Raw genomic sequence first — 16,032 nt, 5'->3', positions numbered from 1 at the left:
GCCGCGCCCCGTGCGTCACGCGAACAGGGCGTCCAGCTCTCCCAGACTCACGCGAGGACCGGGAGCGGCCGCCGTCGGACCCGGCTCGGGGATCCTCGAATCGAGCACCGTCATGAATGAGAGCGCCGCACTCGTCAGGAATCTGCTCGGCTTGGTCTGCACATGCCGTGCGGTGAACGCCGTCGGGTGCGTCGGCAGCGTCGCCGGTGCATAGACGCTCAGCGTGTCGCGTGCGCGGGTGAGCCCGACGTAGAACAGGCGCCGCTCCTCCTCCAGGCCGGCGGGCGAAGTGAGGGCCATGTCCGATGGCATCGCGCCGTCCGTGGCGCGAAGCAGGTGCACGTGCGACCACTCCAGGCCCTTGGCCGAGTGGATCGTGGAAAGCGTCACCCAGTCCTCGTCCAGATGCGGCTGCGCGGCCCAGTCACCTGTCCGCGTCACCGGATCGATCGCCTGCTCGCCGACGAACGTGCGGAGGTCGCTCTGACGCCCCGCGGCTTCGGCGATCTCCTGGACATCGGACGCTCTGCGCTGCCAGTCGGGGTAGTGCTGCTCCAGCAGCGCCGAGACGGCGTCATGGCAGGCCTCCACCAGATCCGGCACGGGGGACTGGGCATCGACGACGCCGAGCAGTGAGAGCGTGGTCGCGAGCCCGACGCGGGCGGTCGGGGGTGCGGCGGCGATCGCCTCGGACCCTCCTGCGATGCCCTGATCCGCGAGGATGCCTGCGAGCCGCCGCGCGCTCACCTTGCCGAGGCCGCGGTGCCGGGTGAGCAGGCGGTACCACGCGATCTCGTCGCCCGGATTGAGCACCACACGGAATGCCGCGAGCAGGTCTCGGACGTGGGCGGTCTCGAGGTAGCCGATGCCCCCGAACTTGACGAACGGGATGTCGCGGACCTTGAGCTCGACCTCGAGCATCGCACTGTGCGATCCGGTGCGCATCAGCACGGCCTGCTCCCGCAAGGGCACCCCGTCGGCATGGACGGCCAGGATCCGATCTGCGACGGCGCGGGCCTCGTCGTCGGCGTTCTCGCATCGGACGAGTTCGGGGCGCAGCGCGGTTCCCGCACGATCCGCGACGAGCCGGATCGGGAAGTCCTCCGGCCGGGCGGCGTTCGCGAGGTCGAGGATCGGCTGCGTCGAGCGGAAGTTCCGCTCGAGGCGAATGAGCTCGGCGTCGTGATGACGCTCGAGCACCTCCTGGAGCTGGCCGGCCCCGGCGCCGCGGAAGCCGTAGATCGCCTGGGCATCGTCACCCACGACGGTCAGGCCACGCCCGTCGGGAGCGAGTCCGTGCACGATGTCCGCCTGCACGCGGTTCACGTCCTGGTATTCGTCCACGAGCACCCAGTCCCAGCGCGTGCGCAGCCTCGCACCCACATGGGAGTCGCGTACGAGCGCGCGCCACGCCACCAGGAGGTCGTCGAGGTCGAGAAGGCCGCGGGCGCGCTTCCGCTGCGCATAGGCGCGGAGCATCCCCATGATCTCGTCGGCGTGTCCGAGCGCCCAGGGGAACTGCTCGGATATCACCTCGCGTCCCGGCTTCTCCAGGCTCACGGCGCGGGAGGCGATGTCGGCCATCGCCCTGCTCGTAGGCATCCGCCGGTCGGTGCCGTCCAGCCCGTGCTCGCTACGCAGCAGATCGATCAGGTCGACGACGTCGTCGGGGGCCAGCACAGAGACGTCCGCCAGGCTCAGGTGCTGCGCGTACTCGGCGACGACGCGGTGCGCCACGGCGTGGAACGTCCCTCCCGCGATGCGCTGGGCGAGCGCCGTGTCGCCGACCATCGCCGCCGCACGCGCGGTCATCGCGGCGGCTGCGCGCCGGGTGAACGTGAGAAGCAGGATCCGCTCCGGGGGCACGCCCGTATCGATCAGCCGTGCCACCCTGCTGGTGAGCACGCGCGTCTTGCCGGTCCCCGCGCCGGTGGCGACGACGAGCGGTCCCTCGCCATGCTCGACGGCGCGCCGCTGCATCTCGTCCAGCTCTTCGATCACGTCTGTGCTGCTCACGAGGCCGACGGTATCCGCGCCCTCCGACATCGGTGAGCGGGGTCGGCTCGCCACGCCCGGCCGACCCGCGCTGTCCTCGTGCGCTCGTCGGATCGGGTATGCTCTTTACCTGTGCCTCAGGGCACGGGAAAACCACACATGGGCGATTGGCGCAGTTGGTAGCGCGCTTCCTTCACACGGAAGAGGTCGTCGGTTCGAGTCCGGCATCGCCCACCATAGAAAGCCCCTGGGAGACCCAGGGGCTTTCGTCGTTCCGGTGCTTGTCGACTCGCACGGCGGACCCGGCATCGTGATCGGATCCACACTCCTGATGTAACCTCTGGGTTGCAGGAGGGTATCGCAGGCTCTCCGGAGGGCCACGGGAGGCACGTCTATGACGAGCACGACACGCAATGAGGCATCGATCGCGGACGACCGGACCTTCACCGTCACTCGAAGCATCTCGATCGCTGCGCCCGCGGAGAAGGTGTGGCGCGCGATCACCGAACCGGAGCATCTCTCGCTCTGGTTCGGGCGCACCGTTCTCGACGGAGCAGGTGTCGGGACGATGACGTTCGACGGGCATGGTGCCGTCCCGATCCGGGTTGAGGCGATCGACGCGCCTCGATCGGTGACCTACCGCTGGAGCAACGACAACGCTCTCGACCGGCTGCCGGTCGAGCTCGATGAGGAGAACTCGACCGTCTTTCGCTTTACCCTCGCCCCCGAGGGAGAAGGCACGCGACTCACCGTCGTGGAGTCGGGGTTCGAGAAGACCTCGGATCCGCTGCCGAACATCGAGAGCCATCGTCGCGGGTGGGATGCCGAGCTCGACAAGCTCATCGCCCTGTTCGGGGGTGTCGCATGACATCGACCCTCGTTCCCGTCTTCGCCGCGCTCGGCGACGAGACGCGATGGAGCATTCTCGCCGCACTCGGCGAAGGCGACGCGTCGGCGTCCGCTCTTGCCGAGAGGTTCCCCGTGTCGCGGCAGGCCATCGCCAAGCACCTGACTGTTCTCGCGGAGGTCGCTCTGGTCGAGCCCGTCCGCGTGGGGCGCGAGGTCCGATACCGCGTCGTCGGTGAGGAGCTCAGTGCGACCGCGCGACGGCTCGATGCGATCGGGCGGCAATGGGAACACCGGTTGGCCGCGATCAAGGAGATCGCCGAGGGACTGTAGATCCGCTTACTGCAATTCAATGGTTGCAGTACCCTGTCCTGTTGTGCAATTCTAAAGTTGCACAACAGGACAGGAGAGGAGGCGGCATCATGCTGCTCGAGAACAAGGTCGCAGTGATCCACGGCGGTGGCGGGTCGATAGGCGCGGCGGCCGCGCGAGTGTTCGCCCGTGAGGGAGCGAGGCTCTTCCTGACCGGTCGGTCGCTCCCTCGCCTCGAGGCCGCGGCAGTCGCGGCCAGGGGCGAGGGGGGAGAGGTCTCCGTCACCGTCGTCGATGCGATGGACCAGGCCGCCGTCGACCGCCATGCCGATGACGTCGTCGCGGAGGCCGGGCGCATCGACGTCGCGCTCAACGCTGTCGGCTTCGACCACGTGCAGGGCCTGCCCATCGGCGAGACATCGCTGGAGGACTATCTGCGCCCCGTCGTGGGCTACCTGCAGACCAACTTCGTGACGGCCAAGGCCGTGTCGCGCCACATGATCGCGCAGGGCGGTGGAGTGATCCTGACGATCTCCACGCCGGGCGCCCGCCTCACGGGACGCGGGCTGATCGGCAACGCGGCGCAGTCCGCGGGGCTCGAGGGGTTCTCGCGCGCGCTGGCGGGTGAGCTCGGACCCGCGGGCGTGCGGGTCGTGTGCGTGCGCCCGCACGCCATCTCCGATGCGATGGAGACGTCCTACACGCGGGAGATGTTCGGACGTATCGCGGCGGCGGGAGGGATCCCGATGGGGGACTGGGTCGGTGGCCTCGTCGGTACGACACTGCTCGGCCGGCTGCCGGTGCTGGACGAGGTGGCCGAGTATCTGGCGTTCGCCGCATCCGAGCGGGCCGCCTCGATGACGGGAGCGATCGCAAACCTGTCGGCGGGAGCGCTCGTCGACTGAGTCAGCACCTCTGTGTGAAAGCGGCTTCGCCCACATCGAAGATCTGTTCCTGACGCGTCCCGACGAGAACGCCGGGGCTTCCGTCGCGAGCCCGTGCATGCCTAGGCTGACCGCCATGGAGGCCGATCAGGCGACGTTCGATGCTGTCCGGGTACTCGTCGAGCGGACGTACGACGCGATGTCGACACCAGGCAGCGACTTCGCCTCGATCTTCGGTCACGAAGACATGACCGTCGCAGGATCCGGCCTGGGTGAGCTCATCGACGGCCCGGATCGCGTGATCGCCGTCGCCCGCAGGATCGCGTCGCTCGAGCTCGCCTGGGGCGTGGAAGGCGTGCGAGTGTGGCGCCGAGGGGACGTGGCGTGGGCGCAGGTCCTGGGCCATGTCGATGTGATCGAGAATGGCGCGGTGGCCCGGGTTCCGTACTGGAGCACCGGGGTTTTCACGCGTGAGGGCGGTCGCTGGTGCTGGGCGTACTGGGGTGGCGCCGAGCCTCAGGAGAACCCGCGCGTCTGAGCGGCAGACTGTGCCAGGGCGCGCGCCGGACACGCCCGAGAACGGGCCCCGGTTTGGCGAAGCCTCAAACCTCGGCTAATGTATTTCAAGTGCCCGGGACACCGGGGAAACACAAAACGCGGATGTAGCGCAGTTGGTAGCGCACAACCTTGCCAAGGTTGGGGTCGCGAGTTCGAGTCTCGTCATCCGCTCCAGTGCAGGAGCCCCTTCGGGGGCTTCCGCATGTGGGTTCGAATCCACATGGTGGCGTGGCCGAGAGGCTAGGCACCGGCCTGCAAAGCCGTTTACACGGGTTCGAATCCCGTCGCCACCTCGCTCTTCTCAACTGAATAGCCTGAACAGGCGCGATTGGCGCAGCGGTAGCGCGCTTCCCTGACACGGAAGAGGTCACTGGTTCGATCCCAGTATCGCGCACAACAGAAACCCCCGGTCCTCCGGGGGTTTTGTCGTTTCCGAGGCGAGCCGGAGCGCACACTGCTCCTCGGCTGTCTAACCTGGGGCGCATGCGGAAGTCGCTGCTCCTGATGCTGCCGGCCGGCACAGCCGCGGCGGGGTTCGCATTCTTACTGTGGGGCGAGGTGGTCTCGGCGCACGCGAGCGCGCGGGGTCTCGAGCAAGGTCGCCCCGGCACGCGCCGTGCCGTGCTGGTGCTGGGTTTCGGCAATCGCGGACCTCGGGCCAACGCCGTGAACCGCTACCGCGTGCGCGCCGGCCTTCGCACGTTGCGAAGCGCCGATGACGTGCTGATCTTCTCCGGCGGCGCAGTGCGGGGTCCGGAGCCGGAAGCGCGGATCCTGGCCCGGTACGCCGCCGAGAGGGGATGCCCAGGAAGGGTCCTCCTGGAGACGGAGAGCCACTCGACCGAGGAGAACATCCGCAACTCGATCCCTCTGCTCGAGGGGGCGGAGGAGATCGCCGTCGTCTCGAACGCGCTGCACGCCGAACGGGCCAGGGGACTGCTGCGCGAGCGCCGGCCGGATCTGGCCGCCAGACTCATCCGCGCGGACGACTATCGGTTCGGCGAGATTCCGGTCATCAAGGCCGTCGCCGCCGCGCTCGCGCTCGTCGAGCGCCGTCGGAGTCGGGTGGATCCGGGCTCGCGCTAGGTTGGACGCTGCATATCCAAGGGGACTGGAAGTCCGAGGGGATCGGGGAGAGCATGACGAACGCCGTCGAAAGATACCGGCATGGGCTGAGCCCGATGCGCGGGCGGTCGCTGCATGAGCAGCACAGAGCGGCCACGCCGCTGGAGCTCTTGTACGACTTGGTCTTCGCCGCCGCGTTCGGGGTCGCCAGCACACAGCTGGTGGAGGGCGTCGCAGCCGGACACGGTGGCGCAGCGGTCGGAGCGTTCGCCTTCGCGGTCGCCGCGATCATCTGGGCGTGGATCAACTTCTCTTGGTTCGCGTCGGCGTTCGACACGGACGACTGGCTGTTCCGCGTGTTCACGATGGTGCAGATGGCGGGCGTCATCGTGCTCGCGATCGGCCTGCCGGCCATGTTCGCGTCGCTCGAGGAGCACGGCGCCTTCGACAACCGCGTCATGGTCTCCGGCTACATCGTCATGAGAGTGGGGCTGCTCGCACAGTGGCTGCGCGCCTCGCGCGAACCCGCCTACCGCCGGCACGCTCTCACCTATGTGCTGTTCGTCGCCGTCGCGCAGATCGGCTGGGTCATCGTGGCCTGGGCGCCGCTGCCCCTCGGCGCCGCCTTCGCGGCCGCAGCGGTGTGCTGGCTGATCGAACTGGGCGGCCCCGTCGTGGCCGAGCGCAAGGGCGACGGCGAGCGCAGGGGAACGCCCTGGCACGCACACCACATCGCGGAGCGTTACTCGCTCCTGACGATCATCGCGCTGGGCGAGACGGTCATCGGCACCCTCGCCGCCGCGCAGGAGGTCTCGCACGAGAAGGGGTGGTCCGGAGACACGGTGGTCGTGATCGGCGCCGGTGTCGCGATGACCTTCGCCCTGTGGTGGTCGTACACCGTGATGCCGTCCGGCCCGATCCTCGCCGTGCACCGGAGTCGGTCCTTCGTATGGGGCTACGGGCATGCCTTCGTCTTCGCGAGCGTCGCCGCCGTCGGCGCCGGACTGCACGCGATCGGGTTCGCGTACCGGCATGAGGATCCGCTCGCCACGCCCGTCGTCATCCTGATGATCGCGGTCCCCGTGATCGTCTTCATGGTGTCGGTCGCGCTGCTGCACTCCTATCTGGTGCACTCGCTCATGCGGGGCCTGCTGCTGCACGTGATCGCGATGATCCTGCCGCTCCTCGGCATCGTGCTGGCCTTCGGCGGGCTCCCGCTGTGGGGCTGCCTGCTCGTGGTGCTGGCCGGGCCGGTGCTCGTCGTGGTCGCCTACGAGGCCGGCGGCTGGCGGCTCGCGCAGCGGCATCTGGACGAGGCGCTGGGTGGAGCCGTGACCGGCCGGCCGCACGGGGCGGCGTAGGATTCTCCTATGGACTTCGCCCGGGTGACGCACGCGACTGTGATCGCGGTCACCGGCACGCGAACTCTCAGGGCCTGAGCGGGCAGGGCGCCTTCGCGTCCGAAGCTGAGCCGAGACCATCGCCAAACTGGAGAACTTCCTTTGTCTGAGAATCCTGTGCCGTCTGAAGCCGCGGCGTCCGCCCCCGAACTGCCGTCCTATCCCTGCGACGGTTTCGCGCTCTACGGCGCGAACGGACCTTTCAGCGACCGCTCCGTCGTCGCCATGCTCGTGAACGGGCAGCAGAAGGACCTCGCCGCCCTCGTGAACGAGGACGACGACGTCCAGCCCATCACCATCGACAGCCCCGAGGGGCTCGCGATCCTGCGCCACTCGACGGCGCACGTGCTCGCGCAGGCCGTGCAGCGCATCAAGCCTCAGGCCAACCTCGGCATCGGTCCGCCCATCACCGACGGCTTCTACTACGACTTCGGCGTCGACACCCCGTTCACCCCCGAGGATGTCAAGGCGATCTCGAAGGAGATGCAGCGGATCCAGCGCGAGGGTCAGCGCTTCGTGCGCCGGGTCGTGACCGACGACGAGGCGCGCGCCGAGCTCGCCGACGAGCCGTTCAAGCTCGAGCTCATCGGGCTGAAGGGTCCAGGCGCCGACAAGACCGAAGGCGCATCGGTCGAGGTGGGCGAGGGCGAACTGACCATCTACGACAACGTCGCCAAGGACGGCGAGGTCGTCTGGAAGGACCTCTGCCGTGGTCCGCACCTGCCGAACACCCGCATGATCGGCAACGGCTGGGACCTCACCCGGATCGCCGCGGCGTACTGGCGAGGATCCGAGAAGAACCCGCAGCTGCAGCGCATCTACGGCACCGCCTGGCCCACCAAGGACGAGCTGCGCGCCTACCAGCAGCGCCTCGAAGAAGCGGCCAAGCGCGACCATCGCCGCCTCGGCAAAGAACTCGACCTGTTCTCCTTCCCCGACGAGATCGGATCCGGCCTGTCGGTCTGGCATCCGCGCGGGGGCATCATCCGCGGCGAGATGGAGCAGCACGCGCGTCGCCGGCACATCGCCGGCGGATACAACTACGTCTACACGCCGCACATCTCCAAGGAGGATCTGTTCCTCACCTCCAACCACCTCGTCACCTATCGCGACGGCATGTTCCCGCCCATCCGGATGGACGAGGAGCGCGACGAGGACGGCCACGTCACCAAGCAGGGCCAGGACTACTACCTGAAGCCCATGAACTGCCCGATGCACATCCTCATCTACAAGGAGCGTGCGCGCAGCTACCGCGACCTGCCGCTGCGGTTCGCCGAGAACGGCACCGTCTACCGCAACGAGCTCTCCGGCGCCCTGCACGGCCTCACCCGCGTGCGCGGCTTCACCCAGGACGACTCGCACCTGTTCGTCACCCCGGAGCAGCTGGAGTCCGAGGTCACCAAGGTCCTCGAGTTCATCCTCTCGATGCTGCGCGACTTCGGACTCAGCGACTTCGAGCTCGAGCTCTCGATGCGTGACGACGAGAAGGACAAGTGGATCGGATCCGACGAGTTCTGGGAGTACTCGACGAATGCGCTGCGCAACGTCGCCCTGGCCTCCGGTCTGAAGCTCACCGAGGTGCCCGGCGAGGCGGCCTTCTACGGCCCGAAGATCGACCTGAAGACCACCGACGCGATCGGCCGCGTGTGGCAGCTGTCCACGGTGCAGGTCGACCCCAACCTGCCGGAGCGCTTCGGACTCGAGTTCACGGACAAGGACGGGCAGAAGAAGCGCCCGATCATGATCCACCGCGCGCTGTTCGGCTCGATCGAGCGGTTCTTCGCGATCCTGCTCGAGCACTACGCGGGCGATTTCCCGCTCTGGCTGTCGCCGGTGCAGGTCGTGGGTATCCCTGTCGCCGAGGCGTTCGCCGACTACCTCGATGACGCCGTCGCGGCCCTGCGCGAGGCGGGCGTGCGCGCCGAGGTCGACCACTCCGACGAGCGTATGCAGAAGAAGATCCGCAACCACACCACGGGCAAGGTCCCGCTCATCCTCATCGCGGGCGAGCAGGACCGCGCTGCGGGCACGGTGTCGTTCCGGTTCCGAGACGGGACGCAGGAGAACGGCGTGCCGCTCGCAGAGGCCGTCGAGCGCGTGCGTCGAGCGATCGAGAGCCACGCGCTGATCCAGACCGCGGGCGACCTGGCATGAGCGACGTCGGGGACGCGGGCGTCGGGGCGCAGCTGGAAGACGCCGCGCACCTCGCCGGCGTCCCCGACGAGTTCCAGCGCCTCTGGGTCCCGCACCGGATGACGTACATCCAGGCGGGCCCGGAGCCGCTGCGCGAGGAGTGCCCGTTCTGCGAGGCGCCCAAGCACCCCGACGAGGAGCGGCTCATCGTCGCCCGCGGGCATACCGCCTATGTGCTGCTCAATCTGTTCCCGTACAACTCCGGCCACCTGCTCGTCTGCCCGTACCGTCACATCGCGACCTACGACGAGGCGACGGCGGAGGAGGTCGCCGAGATCGGTGCGCTCACGCAGACCGCGATGCGGGTGCTGAAGGCGACATCGCGCTGCGACGGCTTCAACATCGGCATGAACCAGGGCGCGGTCGCCGGCGCCGGCGTGGATGCGCACCTGCATCAGCACGTGGTGCCGCGCTGGAACAGCGACGCCAACTTCTTCCCGATCATCGCGAAGACGAAGGCACTGCCGCAGCTGCTCGGAGACGTGCGCAACACGGTCGCGGCGGCCTGGCCCGTCTGAGGCGGCCGTGCGCCGCGCGAGGGCGTGGGGCGATCAGCGCACCCGGCGGGCTTCGAACTGGAGCGGCGGGTTCGCGTAGAACTCCTGAGCCGGCACGAGCTGCAGCTCGCGCTCGTCCGACTCGAGCGTGAGGCGGAGCAGCTCATACACGCTCGACACGGTGCGCTCGAGCGCGAGCTTCGCATCGCCGGTCTCGACATAGTGCGCGGTGAACAGCGCCGCGGTCACATCGCCGGATCCGTTCGCCTTCATCGGCAGGTGGGGAGTCGCGACCAGCCATGCGCCCTTGTCGTCCACGGCGAGCATCTCGATGGTGTCCTCTTCCCGATCGGGTCGGGCGACGCTCGTCACGAGAACGGTCTTCGGCCCCATGGCGCGCGCCTTGTCGACCGAGGCCAGGGTCGATTCGAGCGTGTCGGGCTCGGTCTCGGTCAGGAAACCCAGCTCGAACTGGTTCGGGGTGATGATGTCGGCCACGGGCACGACCTTTTCCCGCAGCAGCACGGGGATCGCAGGCGCGACGAAGCACCCCGACGCGGCGTTGCCCATGACCGGGTCGCACGCGTACACCGCCTGCGGGTTGGCGGCCTTGACCCGCGCCACGGCATCGATGATGACGTCGCCGATGCCCTCGCCGCCCTGGTAGCCGCTGAGCACCGCGTCGACCTCGCCGAGCACGCCGCGCTCCTCGATGCCGGTGATGACCTCGCGCACGTCGTCGGGGGCGATCAGCGGTCCGCGCCAGGCGCCGTAGCCGGTGTGGTTGGAGAAGTTCACGGTGTAGACGGGGAGCACCTCGACCCCGATGCGCTGCAGCGGGAACACGGCCGCGGAGTTGCCGACATGGCCGTACGCGACGGCGGACTGGATCGAGAGCACCTTCAGCATCCTCCGATCCTCTCATCCGGCGGGAGCGGATCCGGTCACCGACTCCTGAGTGTCAGGGTTCGTGGCAGACAGCGTATTATCTGTCCTATGACAGAACTTGCACCCGAATCGACCACCGGCACCGGTCGCGTCAAGCGCGGCCTTGCGGAGATGCTCAAGGGCGGCGTCATCATGGACGTCGTCACCCCCGAGCAGGCGAAGATCGCGGAGGACGCCGGAGCCGTCGCCGTCATGGCGCTCGAGCGCGTGCCGGCCGACATCCGCGCCCAGGGCGGCGTGTCGCGTATGAGCGACCCGGACATGATCGACGGCATCATCTCCGCCGTCTCGATCCCCGTCATGGCCAAGGCGCGCATCGGCCACTTCGTGGAGGCGCAGGTGCTGCAGGAGCTCGGTGTCGACTACATCGACGAGTCCGAGGTGCTCTCTCCCGCGGACTACGTGAACCACATCGACAAGTGGGGCTTCACCGTGCCCTTCGTCTGCGGTGCGACCAACCTCGGCGAGGCGCTGCGTCGGATCACCGAGGGCGCGGCGATGATCCGCTCCAAGGGTGAGGCGGGCACCGGAGACGTCTCCGAGGCGATGAAGCACATCCGCACGATCCGCGGTGAGATCGCGCGCCTCACCACGCTCTGCAAGGACGAGCTGTACGTGGCGGCCAAGGAGCTGCAGGCCCCGTACGAGCTCGTCGCCGAGGTCGCCGAGAAGGGCGCTCTGCCGGTCGTCATGTTCGTCGCCGGGGGAGTGGCCACTCCCGCGGACGCCGCCATGATGATGCAGCTCGGCGCCGACGGCGTGTTCGTCGGATCCGGCATCTTCAAGTCCGGCGACCCGGCCGCCCGCGCCGCCGCCATCGTGAAGGCGACGGCCGCCTTCGACGACCCCGCCGTGATCGCCCAGGTCTCGCGCGGGCTCGGTGAGGCCATGGTCGGCATCAACGTGTCCGACCTGCCCGCACCGCACCGCCTCGCGGAGCGCGGCTGGTGACGACCGCCGTGCGGATCGGTGTGCTCGCGCTGCAGGGAGACGTGCGCGAGCATGCCGCGATCCTCACCTCGCTCGGGGCGGAGGCGGTTCGCGTCCGCCGCCCCGAGCAGCTGGACGGGCTCGACGGCCTGGTGATCCCGGGCGGTGAGTCGAGCGTGATCGACAAGCTGTCCCGGATCTTCGGCCTGCGCGAGCCGCTGCGGGCGCTCATCGCCGAGGGACTGCCGGTCTACGGCACCTGCGCAGGGCTGATCCTGCTCGCGGATGAGATCGAGGGCGCGATCGATGGCCAGCTGACCTTCGGCGGTCTCGACGTCACGGTCGCGCGCAACGCCTTCGGTGGTCAGGTCGAGTCCTTCGAGACCGAGCTGGAGGTCGAAGGTATCGAAGGGCCGGTGGACGCCACGTTCATCCGGGCGCCGCTCATCACGCGGGTCGGGCCGAAGGCGACGGCGATCGCGGCGCTGCCCGACGGCGGAGTGGTGGCAGTGCAGCAGGGGAACCTGCTGGGCACGAGCTTCCACCCTGAGATGAACGGCGAGGCGCGGCTGCACGCGCGGTTCCTGGAGCTGGTCGCGGCCCGACGGGCTGCTGTCGCAGCGTAGTCTCGCGGCTCTGCGCCCCGCCGTCGGTGCTTCCGACGCGGATCTTCTAGAATGGACGATGCCCTGGCGGGACGAACCGCGGGGCTGATTCGAGCGGGAGAGATATGTCCGGGCATTCCAAGTGGGCCACCACCAAGCACAAGAAGGCCGTCATCGACTCGCGCCGTGCGAAGTCCTGGGCCAAGCTCATCAAGAACATCGAGGTCGCCGCGAAGCTCGGCGGCGCTGATCTCGCGGGCAACCCGACGCTGTTCGACGCCGTGCTCAAGGCGAAGAAGACCTCCGTCCCGAAGGACAACATCGACCGCGCCATCAAGCGCGGTGCCGGCATCGGCGGCGAGTCGGTCGAGTACTCCTCGATCACGTACGAAGGCTATGGCGCGAACGGCGTCGCTCTCATGATCGAATGTCTGACCGACAACAAGAACCGGGCCGCCGCCGAGGTGCGCACAGCGCTCAGCCGCAACGGCGGCACGCTTGCCGATCCCGGATCCGTCGCCTACAACTTCACCCGCAAGGGCGTCATCGTCGTCGACGGCGAGAACACCACCGAGGACGACGTCATGATGGCGGCGCTCGAGGCAGGGGCCGAGGAGATCGAGCCGCACGCGCAGGGCTTCGAGATCATCACCGAGGCATCCGACCTGGTCGCGGTGCGCACCGCGCTGCAGGAGGCGGGCATCGAGTACGAATCGGCGGACGTCGAGTTCGTGCCGAACCTCAAGGTCGAGATCGACGCCGAGGCGGCGCGCAAGATCTTCCGCCTCATCGACGCGCTCGAGGACAGCGACGACGTGCAGAACGTCTACGCGAACTTCGACCTCACGGCCGAGGTGCAGGCCGAGCTCGAGAACGACGAGTAAGCCCGAGGGAACCCTTTCGATGGCCGCGCCGCAGATCGTCCCCTATGATCCGGCGTGGCCATCTCTCGCTTCCGGCTGGAGCGCCCGGATACGCGATGCCTTCACTCGGGCCGGGATCGACATGACAGACCTCGCGCACATCGGCTCGACCGCGGTGCCGGGGCTCGCGGCGAAGCCGTTTCTGGATCTCCAGGCCGTTCTGCCCGCGGTCCCGGACGAGGGCGCGGCGACCGCCGCACTCGCCTCTCTCGGCATCCAAAGGGCGCGAGGCTCCCGGCCTGACTCGCCCGGCGTCGATGCCGACATCCCTCGACCCGGATCCGACCCGCGCCGCCACGAGAAGCTGCTCTACTTCCGGGACCTGGACGACGGCGGTTCTCTGCGCGGACTCATCCTGCACATCCGTCGCGCGGACTCGCCGTTCGCCGACTTCGTGGTCTCGTTCCGCGACTGGCTGCGCGCGGATCCCGAGGGACGGGCGGAGTATGAACGGCTGAAGCGATCCCTCGCCGCGGTTCACGCGGGCGCCGACGATTACGACGACTACACCCGCGCGAAGAGCGCCTTCATGGATCGCGCGCAGGCGGCGATGGGCTGGCCGCGCGCCTCGGCGCCGACCGACTGCGCTGCGCCTAGCCTGGAGGCATGACGGGCGTACGGCGGGTTCTGGGCATCGACCCCGGCCTCACGCGCTGCGGTGTGGGCGTCGTGGACGTCGATGCGAGGCGCCGCGGCACTCTCGTGCACGTGGGCGTGATCCGCACGCCCGTGGATGCGCCGATCGGCGAGCGCCTTGCCGCTGTCGCTGCGGGGATCCGTGCGGTGATCGCCGAACACGGTCCCGACGCGGTCGCGGTGGAACGCGTCTTCGCCCAGCAGAACAGCCACACCGTGATGGGCACCGCACAGGCCAGCGGCGTGGCACTGCTGATCGCCGCCGAGCACGGGCTGCCGGCGGCCACGCACACCCCGAGCGAGGTGAAGGCGGCCGTCACCGGGTACGGCTCCGCCGACAAGAAGCAGGTGCAGGCGATGATCGCCCGGATCCTGAGGCTCGACGCACCCCCGCAGCCGGCCGACGCCGCCGACGCCCTCGCGATCGCGCTCTGCCATGCCTGGCGCGGTGCGGGACTCGGCGGGGGAGCGGATCCGGGATCCGACGCCCTGACCCCGGCGCAGAAGGCCTGGGCCGACGCGGAGCGTGTCGCTCGAACATACATACGAGCACGTGCGTAGACTGCTTTCATGATCTCTTCCCTGCGCGGCATCGTGCTGTCCGCGAGCACGGATTCCGTCGTCGTCGAGGTCGGGGGAGTCGGCTTCTGGGTCGCCGTGCCCGGCGGCGTCGCGCACACCGCCAGGGTCGGGCACGAACTCCGACTGCACACGTCGCTCATCGTCCGGGAGGACGCGCTGTCGCTGTACGGCTTCGCAGACCAGGCCGAGCTCGAGGTGTTCGGTCATCTTCTGTCGGTGACGGGCGTGGGACCGAAGTCCGCGCTCGGGGTGCTCTCGCACCTCTCCGTGGACCAGATCGCGAGCGCGGTCGCCGCTGACGACGACGCGCCCTTCCGCCGGGTCTCCGGCATCGGCCCGAAGACCGCCAAGCTCATCGTGGTGCAGCTCACCGGCAAGCTCCATGCGCCGGTCGCCGCATCCGCCGCCGCGTCCGTCCCCGACGAGATCGGAACGCAGCTGATCGCCGCCCTGATCGGACTGGGATGGTCGGAGCGCATCGCCGCGGACGCCGCGGAACGCAGCGCCGCCGAGGCCAGCGAGACCGAGCGCGGATCCGTCGCGCTGCTTCTCCGCCGCACGCTCGCCACCCTCGGTCCTGCCCAGGGCGGAAGTGCTCGTGGCTGAGTTCCACGACTCCGGCGACGTCGTCGACGAGGCCGAGCTCGCCGTCGAGGGAGCGTTGCGGCCGGCGAGCCTGAGCGAGTTCGTCGGCCAGCACAAGGTGCGCGGACAGATGACTCTGCTTCTCGAGGCCGCGAGGATCCAGGATCGCCCGGCTGATCACATCCTGCTCTCCGGCCCCCCGGGACTCGGCAAGACCACGTTGGCGATGATCGTGGCGCATGAGAGCGGGCGCCCGCTGCGCCTGTCCAGCGGGCCGGCGATCCAGCACGCGGGTGACCTCGCCGCGCTGCTGTCGAGCCTCACGCCCGGCGAAGTGCTGTTCATCGACGAGATCCATCGGATGGCACGGTCCGCCGAGGAGATGCTGTACCTCGCGATGGAGGACTTCCGGATCGACATCATGGTCGGCAAGGGTGCCGGGGCGACGAGCATCCCGCTCGATCTCGCCCCGTTCACGCTCGTCGGCGCCACCACGCGTTCGGGTCTGCTGCCGAACCCGCTGCGCGACCGCTTCGGCTTCACGGCCCACCTGGAGTACTACGAGGCGGAGGAGCTCGAACGGGTCGTGGAGCGCTCCTCGAACGTCCTCGGCGTGGAGGTGCCCCCGATCGCGCGTGCCGAGATCGGACGGCGCTCCCGGGGCACTCCCCGCATTGCGAACCGACTGCTCCGGCGCGTGCGGGACTACGCCCTCGTGCACGGTGGCGGATCCTCGGCCTCCGTCGATGACGTGCGGGCGGCGCTGGAGCTCTACGACGTGGACCGGATCGGCCTCGATCGCCTGGACCGCGCCGTGCTGGATGCGATCGTGCGCCGCTTCCGCGGGGGACCCGTAGGGCTCAGCACACTCGCCGTCTCGGTCGGAGAGGAAGCGGACACCATCGAGAGCGTTGTGGAGCCGTATCTGGTCCGGATCGGATTCCTCGGCCGCACTCCCCGCGGGCGCATCGCCATGCCGGAGGCGTACGCCCATCTCGGCATCGCGCACCCCGAGGGGGCCGCGTTGTTCGATGACCTATAATCGCTGGAGACTTTCACCTTCCCCACCCCTT

General features: G+C 68.9%; 17 protein-coding genes and 4 tRNA genes. 19 read left to right on the top strand and 2 right to left on the bottom strand.

Annotated features, from left to right (window positions below; all coding sequences use genetic code 11):
- Positions 1 to 15: 15 nt before the first annotated feature.
- Positions 16 to 2,016, bottom strand: coding sequence for an ATP-dependent helicase (locus tag AC1DCT_RS02650; protein ID WP_477427297.1), 2,001 nt, complete (start codon positions 2,014 to 2,016; stop codon positions 16 to 18).
- Positions 2,017 to 2,156: 140 nt separating this feature from the next.
- On the opposite strand from AC1DCT_RS02650, the gene AC1DCT_RS02645 reads away from it, so the two are divergent.
- The 12 genes from AC1DCT_RS02645 to AC1DCT_RS02590 all read left to right on the top strand — a co-directional run bounded on the left by AC1DCT_RS02645 (position 2,157) and on the right by AC1DCT_RS02590 (position 9,771).
- A tRNA-Val gene (locus tag AC1DCT_RS02645) sits at positions 2,157 to 2,232 on the top strand.
- 157 nt (positions 2,233 to 2,389) lie between these two features.
- A complete protein-coding gene (locus AC1DCT_RS02640) occupies positions 2,390 to 2,863 on the top strand; it encodes an SRPBCC domain-containing protein (protein WP_477427295.1) in 474 nt (157 codons plus the stop codon).
- A complete protein-coding gene (locus AC1DCT_RS02635) occupies positions 2,860 to 3,174 on the top strand; it encodes an ArsR/SmtB family transcription factor (protein ID WP_440731815.1) in 315 nt (104 codons plus the stop codon). Before AC1DCT_RS02640 ends, AC1DCT_RS02635 begins: the two co-directional genes overlap by 4 nt.
- 89 nt (positions 3,175 to 3,263) lie before the next feature.
- A complete protein-coding gene (locus tag AC1DCT_RS02630) occupies positions 3,264 to 4,058 on the top strand; it encodes an SDR family NAD(P)-dependent oxidoreductase (protein ID WP_477427294.1) in 795 nt (264 codons plus the stop codon).
- A gap of 115 nt (positions 4,059 to 4,173) precedes the next feature.
- Positions 4,174 to 4,575, top strand: coding sequence for a nuclear transport factor 2 family protein (locus AC1DCT_RS02625; RefSeq protein WP_477427292.1), 402 nt, complete (start codon positions 4,174 to 4,176; stop codon positions 4,573 to 4,575).
- Positions 4,576 to 4,693: 118 nt separating this feature from the next.
- Positions 4,694 to 4,769 (top strand) — tRNA-Gly (locus tag AC1DCT_RS02620).
- A 48-nt stretch (positions 4,770 to 4,817) separates the two neighbouring features.
- Positions 4,818 to 4,888: transfer RNA gene (locus AC1DCT_RS02615), tRNA-Cys, on the top strand.
- Between the two features lie 29 nt (positions 4,889 to 4,917).
- Positions 4,918 to 4,989, top strand: a tRNA-Val gene (locus AC1DCT_RS02610).
- A gap of 89 nt (positions 4,990 to 5,078) precedes the next feature.
- Positions 5,079 to 5,681, top strand: a complete 603-nt coding sequence (locus tag AC1DCT_RS02605) for a YdcF family protein (RefSeq protein WP_440731812.1) — start codon at positions 5,079 to 5,081, stop codon at positions 5,679 to 5,681.
- A gap of 53 nt (positions 5,682 to 5,734) precedes the next feature.
- Entirely contained in the window at positions 5,735 to 7,021 is a 1,287-nt protein-coding gene (locus tag AC1DCT_RS02600) for a low temperature requirement protein A (RefSeq protein ID WP_477427290.1), read from the top strand.
- Positions 7,022 to 7,285: 264 nt separating this feature from the next.
- Positions 7,286 to 9,214 (top strand): threonine--tRNA ligase, encoded by a 1,929-nt coding sequence (gene thrS / locus AC1DCT_RS02595; RefSeq protein ID WP_441975967.1) that lies wholly within the window; start codon positions 7,286 to 7,288, stop codon positions 9,212 to 9,214.
- Entirely contained in the window at positions 9,211 to 9,771 is a 561-nt protein-coding gene (locus AC1DCT_RS02590) for an HIT family protein (protein ID WP_477427288.1), read from the top strand. The genes thrS and AC1DCT_RS02590 overlap by 4 nt, the downstream gene beginning before the upstream one ends.
- A 33-nt stretch (positions 9,772 to 9,804) precedes the next feature.
- Here the strand turns inward: AC1DCT_RS02590 and pdxY are convergent, their stop codons facing one another.
- Positions 9,805 to 10,656 carry a pyridoxal kinase PdxY gene (gene pdxY / locus AC1DCT_RS02585; RefSeq protein ID WP_441975966.1) on the bottom strand — a complete coding sequence of 284 codons (852 nt, stop codon included), beginning with the start codon at positions 10,654 to 10,656 and terminating at the stop codon, positions 9,805 to 9,807.
- A gap of 90 nt (positions 10,657 to 10,746) precedes the next feature.
- Between pdxY and pdxS the strand changes: the two genes are divergently transcribed.
- The 7 genes from pdxS (at position 10,747) to ruvB (ending at position 16,001) form a co-directional block, all read left to right on the top strand.
- Positions 10,747 to 11,649: a pyridoxal 5'-phosphate synthase lyase subunit PdxS gene (pdxS, locus tag AC1DCT_RS02580; protein WP_477427286.1), complete on the top strand. Its 903-nt coding sequence runs from the start codon at positions 10,747 to 10,749 to the stop codon at positions 11,647 to 11,649.
- Complete coding sequence (pdxT, locus tag AC1DCT_RS02575) at positions 11,643 to 12,254, top strand: pyridoxal 5'-phosphate synthase glutaminase subunit PdxT (protein ID WP_477427745.1); 612 nt, start codon at positions 11,643 to 11,645, stop codon at positions 12,252 to 12,254. The genes pdxS and pdxT overlap by 7 nt, the downstream gene beginning before the upstream one ends.
- Positions 12,255 to 12,358: 104 nt before the next feature.
- Positions 12,359 to 13,117 carry a YebC/PmpR family DNA-binding transcriptional regulator gene (locus AC1DCT_RS02570; protein WP_440731808.1) on the top strand — a complete coding sequence of 253 codons (759 nt, stop codon included), beginning with the start codon at positions 12,359 to 12,361 and terminating at the stop codon, positions 13,115 to 13,117.
- Positions 13,118 to 13,136: 19 nt separating this feature from the next.
- Entirely contained in the window at positions 13,137 to 13,766 is a 630-nt protein-coding gene (locus AC1DCT_RS02565; RefSeq protein ID WP_441975948.1) for a GrpB family protein, read from the top strand.
- Positions 13,763 to 14,353, top strand: coding sequence for a crossover junction endodeoxyribonuclease RuvC (ruvC, locus tag AC1DCT_RS02560; RefSeq protein ID WP_441975947.1), 591 nt, complete (start codon positions 13,763 to 13,765; stop codon positions 14,351 to 14,353). Before AC1DCT_RS02565 ends, ruvC begins: the two co-directional genes overlap by 4 nt.
- Before the next feature lie 9 nt (positions 14,354 to 14,362).
- Positions 14,363 to 14,980: a Holliday junction branch migration protein RuvA gene (gene ruvA / locus AC1DCT_RS02555; protein ID WP_477427284.1), complete on the top strand. Its 618-nt coding sequence runs from the start codon at positions 14,363 to 14,365 to the stop codon at positions 14,978 to 14,980.
- Positions 14,973 to 16,001: a Holliday junction branch migration DNA helicase RuvB gene (gene ruvB / locus AC1DCT_RS02550; protein WP_477427282.1), complete on the top strand. Its 1,029-nt coding sequence runs from the start codon at positions 14,973 to 14,975 to the stop codon at positions 15,999 to 16,001. The genes ruvA and ruvB overlap by 8 nt, the downstream gene beginning before the upstream one ends.
- Positions 16,002 to 16,032: the final 31 nt, after the last annotated feature.

It is taken from the genome of Microbacterium sp. 10L49, from assembly GCF_056395125.1.
Note: the sequence above shows the minus strand (reverse complement) of the source record. Positions and strands in the feature narration are given on the sequence as shown.

Excerpts from the sequence above, each read along its gene's own strand:
- AC1DCT_RS02640 (WP_477427295.1), top strand. The coding sequence starts at position 2,390 with ATGACGAGCACGACACGCAATGAGGCATCGATCGCGGACGACCGGACC.
- AC1DCT_RS02635 (WP_440731815.1), top strand. The coding sequence starts at position 2,860 with ATGACATCGACCCTCGTTCCCGTCTTCGCCGCGCTCGGCGACGAGACG.
- AC1DCT_RS02630 (WP_477427294.1), top strand. The coding sequence starts at position 3,264 with ATGCTGCTCGAGAACAAGGTCGCAGTGATCCACGGCGGTGGCGGGTCG.
- AC1DCT_RS02625 (WP_477427292.1), top strand. The coding sequence starts at position 4,174 with ATGGAGGCCGATCAGGCGACGTTCGATGCTGTCCGGGTACTCGTCGAG.
- AC1DCT_RS02605 (WP_440731812.1), top strand. The coding sequence starts at position 5,079 with ATGCGGAAGTCGCTGCTCCTGATGCTGCCGGCCGGCACAGCCGCGGCG.
- AC1DCT_RS02600 (WP_477427290.1), top strand. The coding sequence starts at position 5,735 with ATGACGAACGCCGTCGAAAGATACCGGCATGGGCTGAGCCCGATGCGC.
- thrS (WP_441975967.1), top strand. The coding sequence starts at position 7,286 with ATGCTCGTGAACGGGCAGCAGAAGGACCTCGCCGCCCTCGTGAACGAG.
- AC1DCT_RS02590 (WP_477427288.1), top strand. The coding sequence starts at position 9,211 with ATGAGCGACGTCGGGGACGCGGGCGTCGGGGCGCAGCTGGAAGACGCC.
- pdxS (WP_477427286.1), top strand. The coding sequence starts at position 10,747 with ATGACAGAACTTGCACCCGAATCGACCACCGGCACCGGTCGCGTCAAG.
- AC1DCT_RS02570 (WP_440731808.1), top strand. The coding sequence starts at position 12,359 with ATGTCCGGGCATTCCAAGTGGGCCACCACCAAGCACAAGAAGGCCGTC.
- AC1DCT_RS02565 (WP_441975948.1), top strand. The coding sequence starts at position 13,137 with ATGGCCGCGCCGCAGATCGTCCCCTATGATCCGGCGTGGCCATCTCTC.
- ruvC (WP_441975947.1), top strand. The coding sequence starts at position 13,763 with ATGACGGGCGTACGGCGGGTTCTGGGCATCGACCCCGGCCTCACGCGC.
- ruvA (WP_477427284.1), top strand. The coding sequence starts at position 14,363 with ATGATCTCTTCCCTGCGCGGCATCGTGCTGTCCGCGAGCACGGATTCC.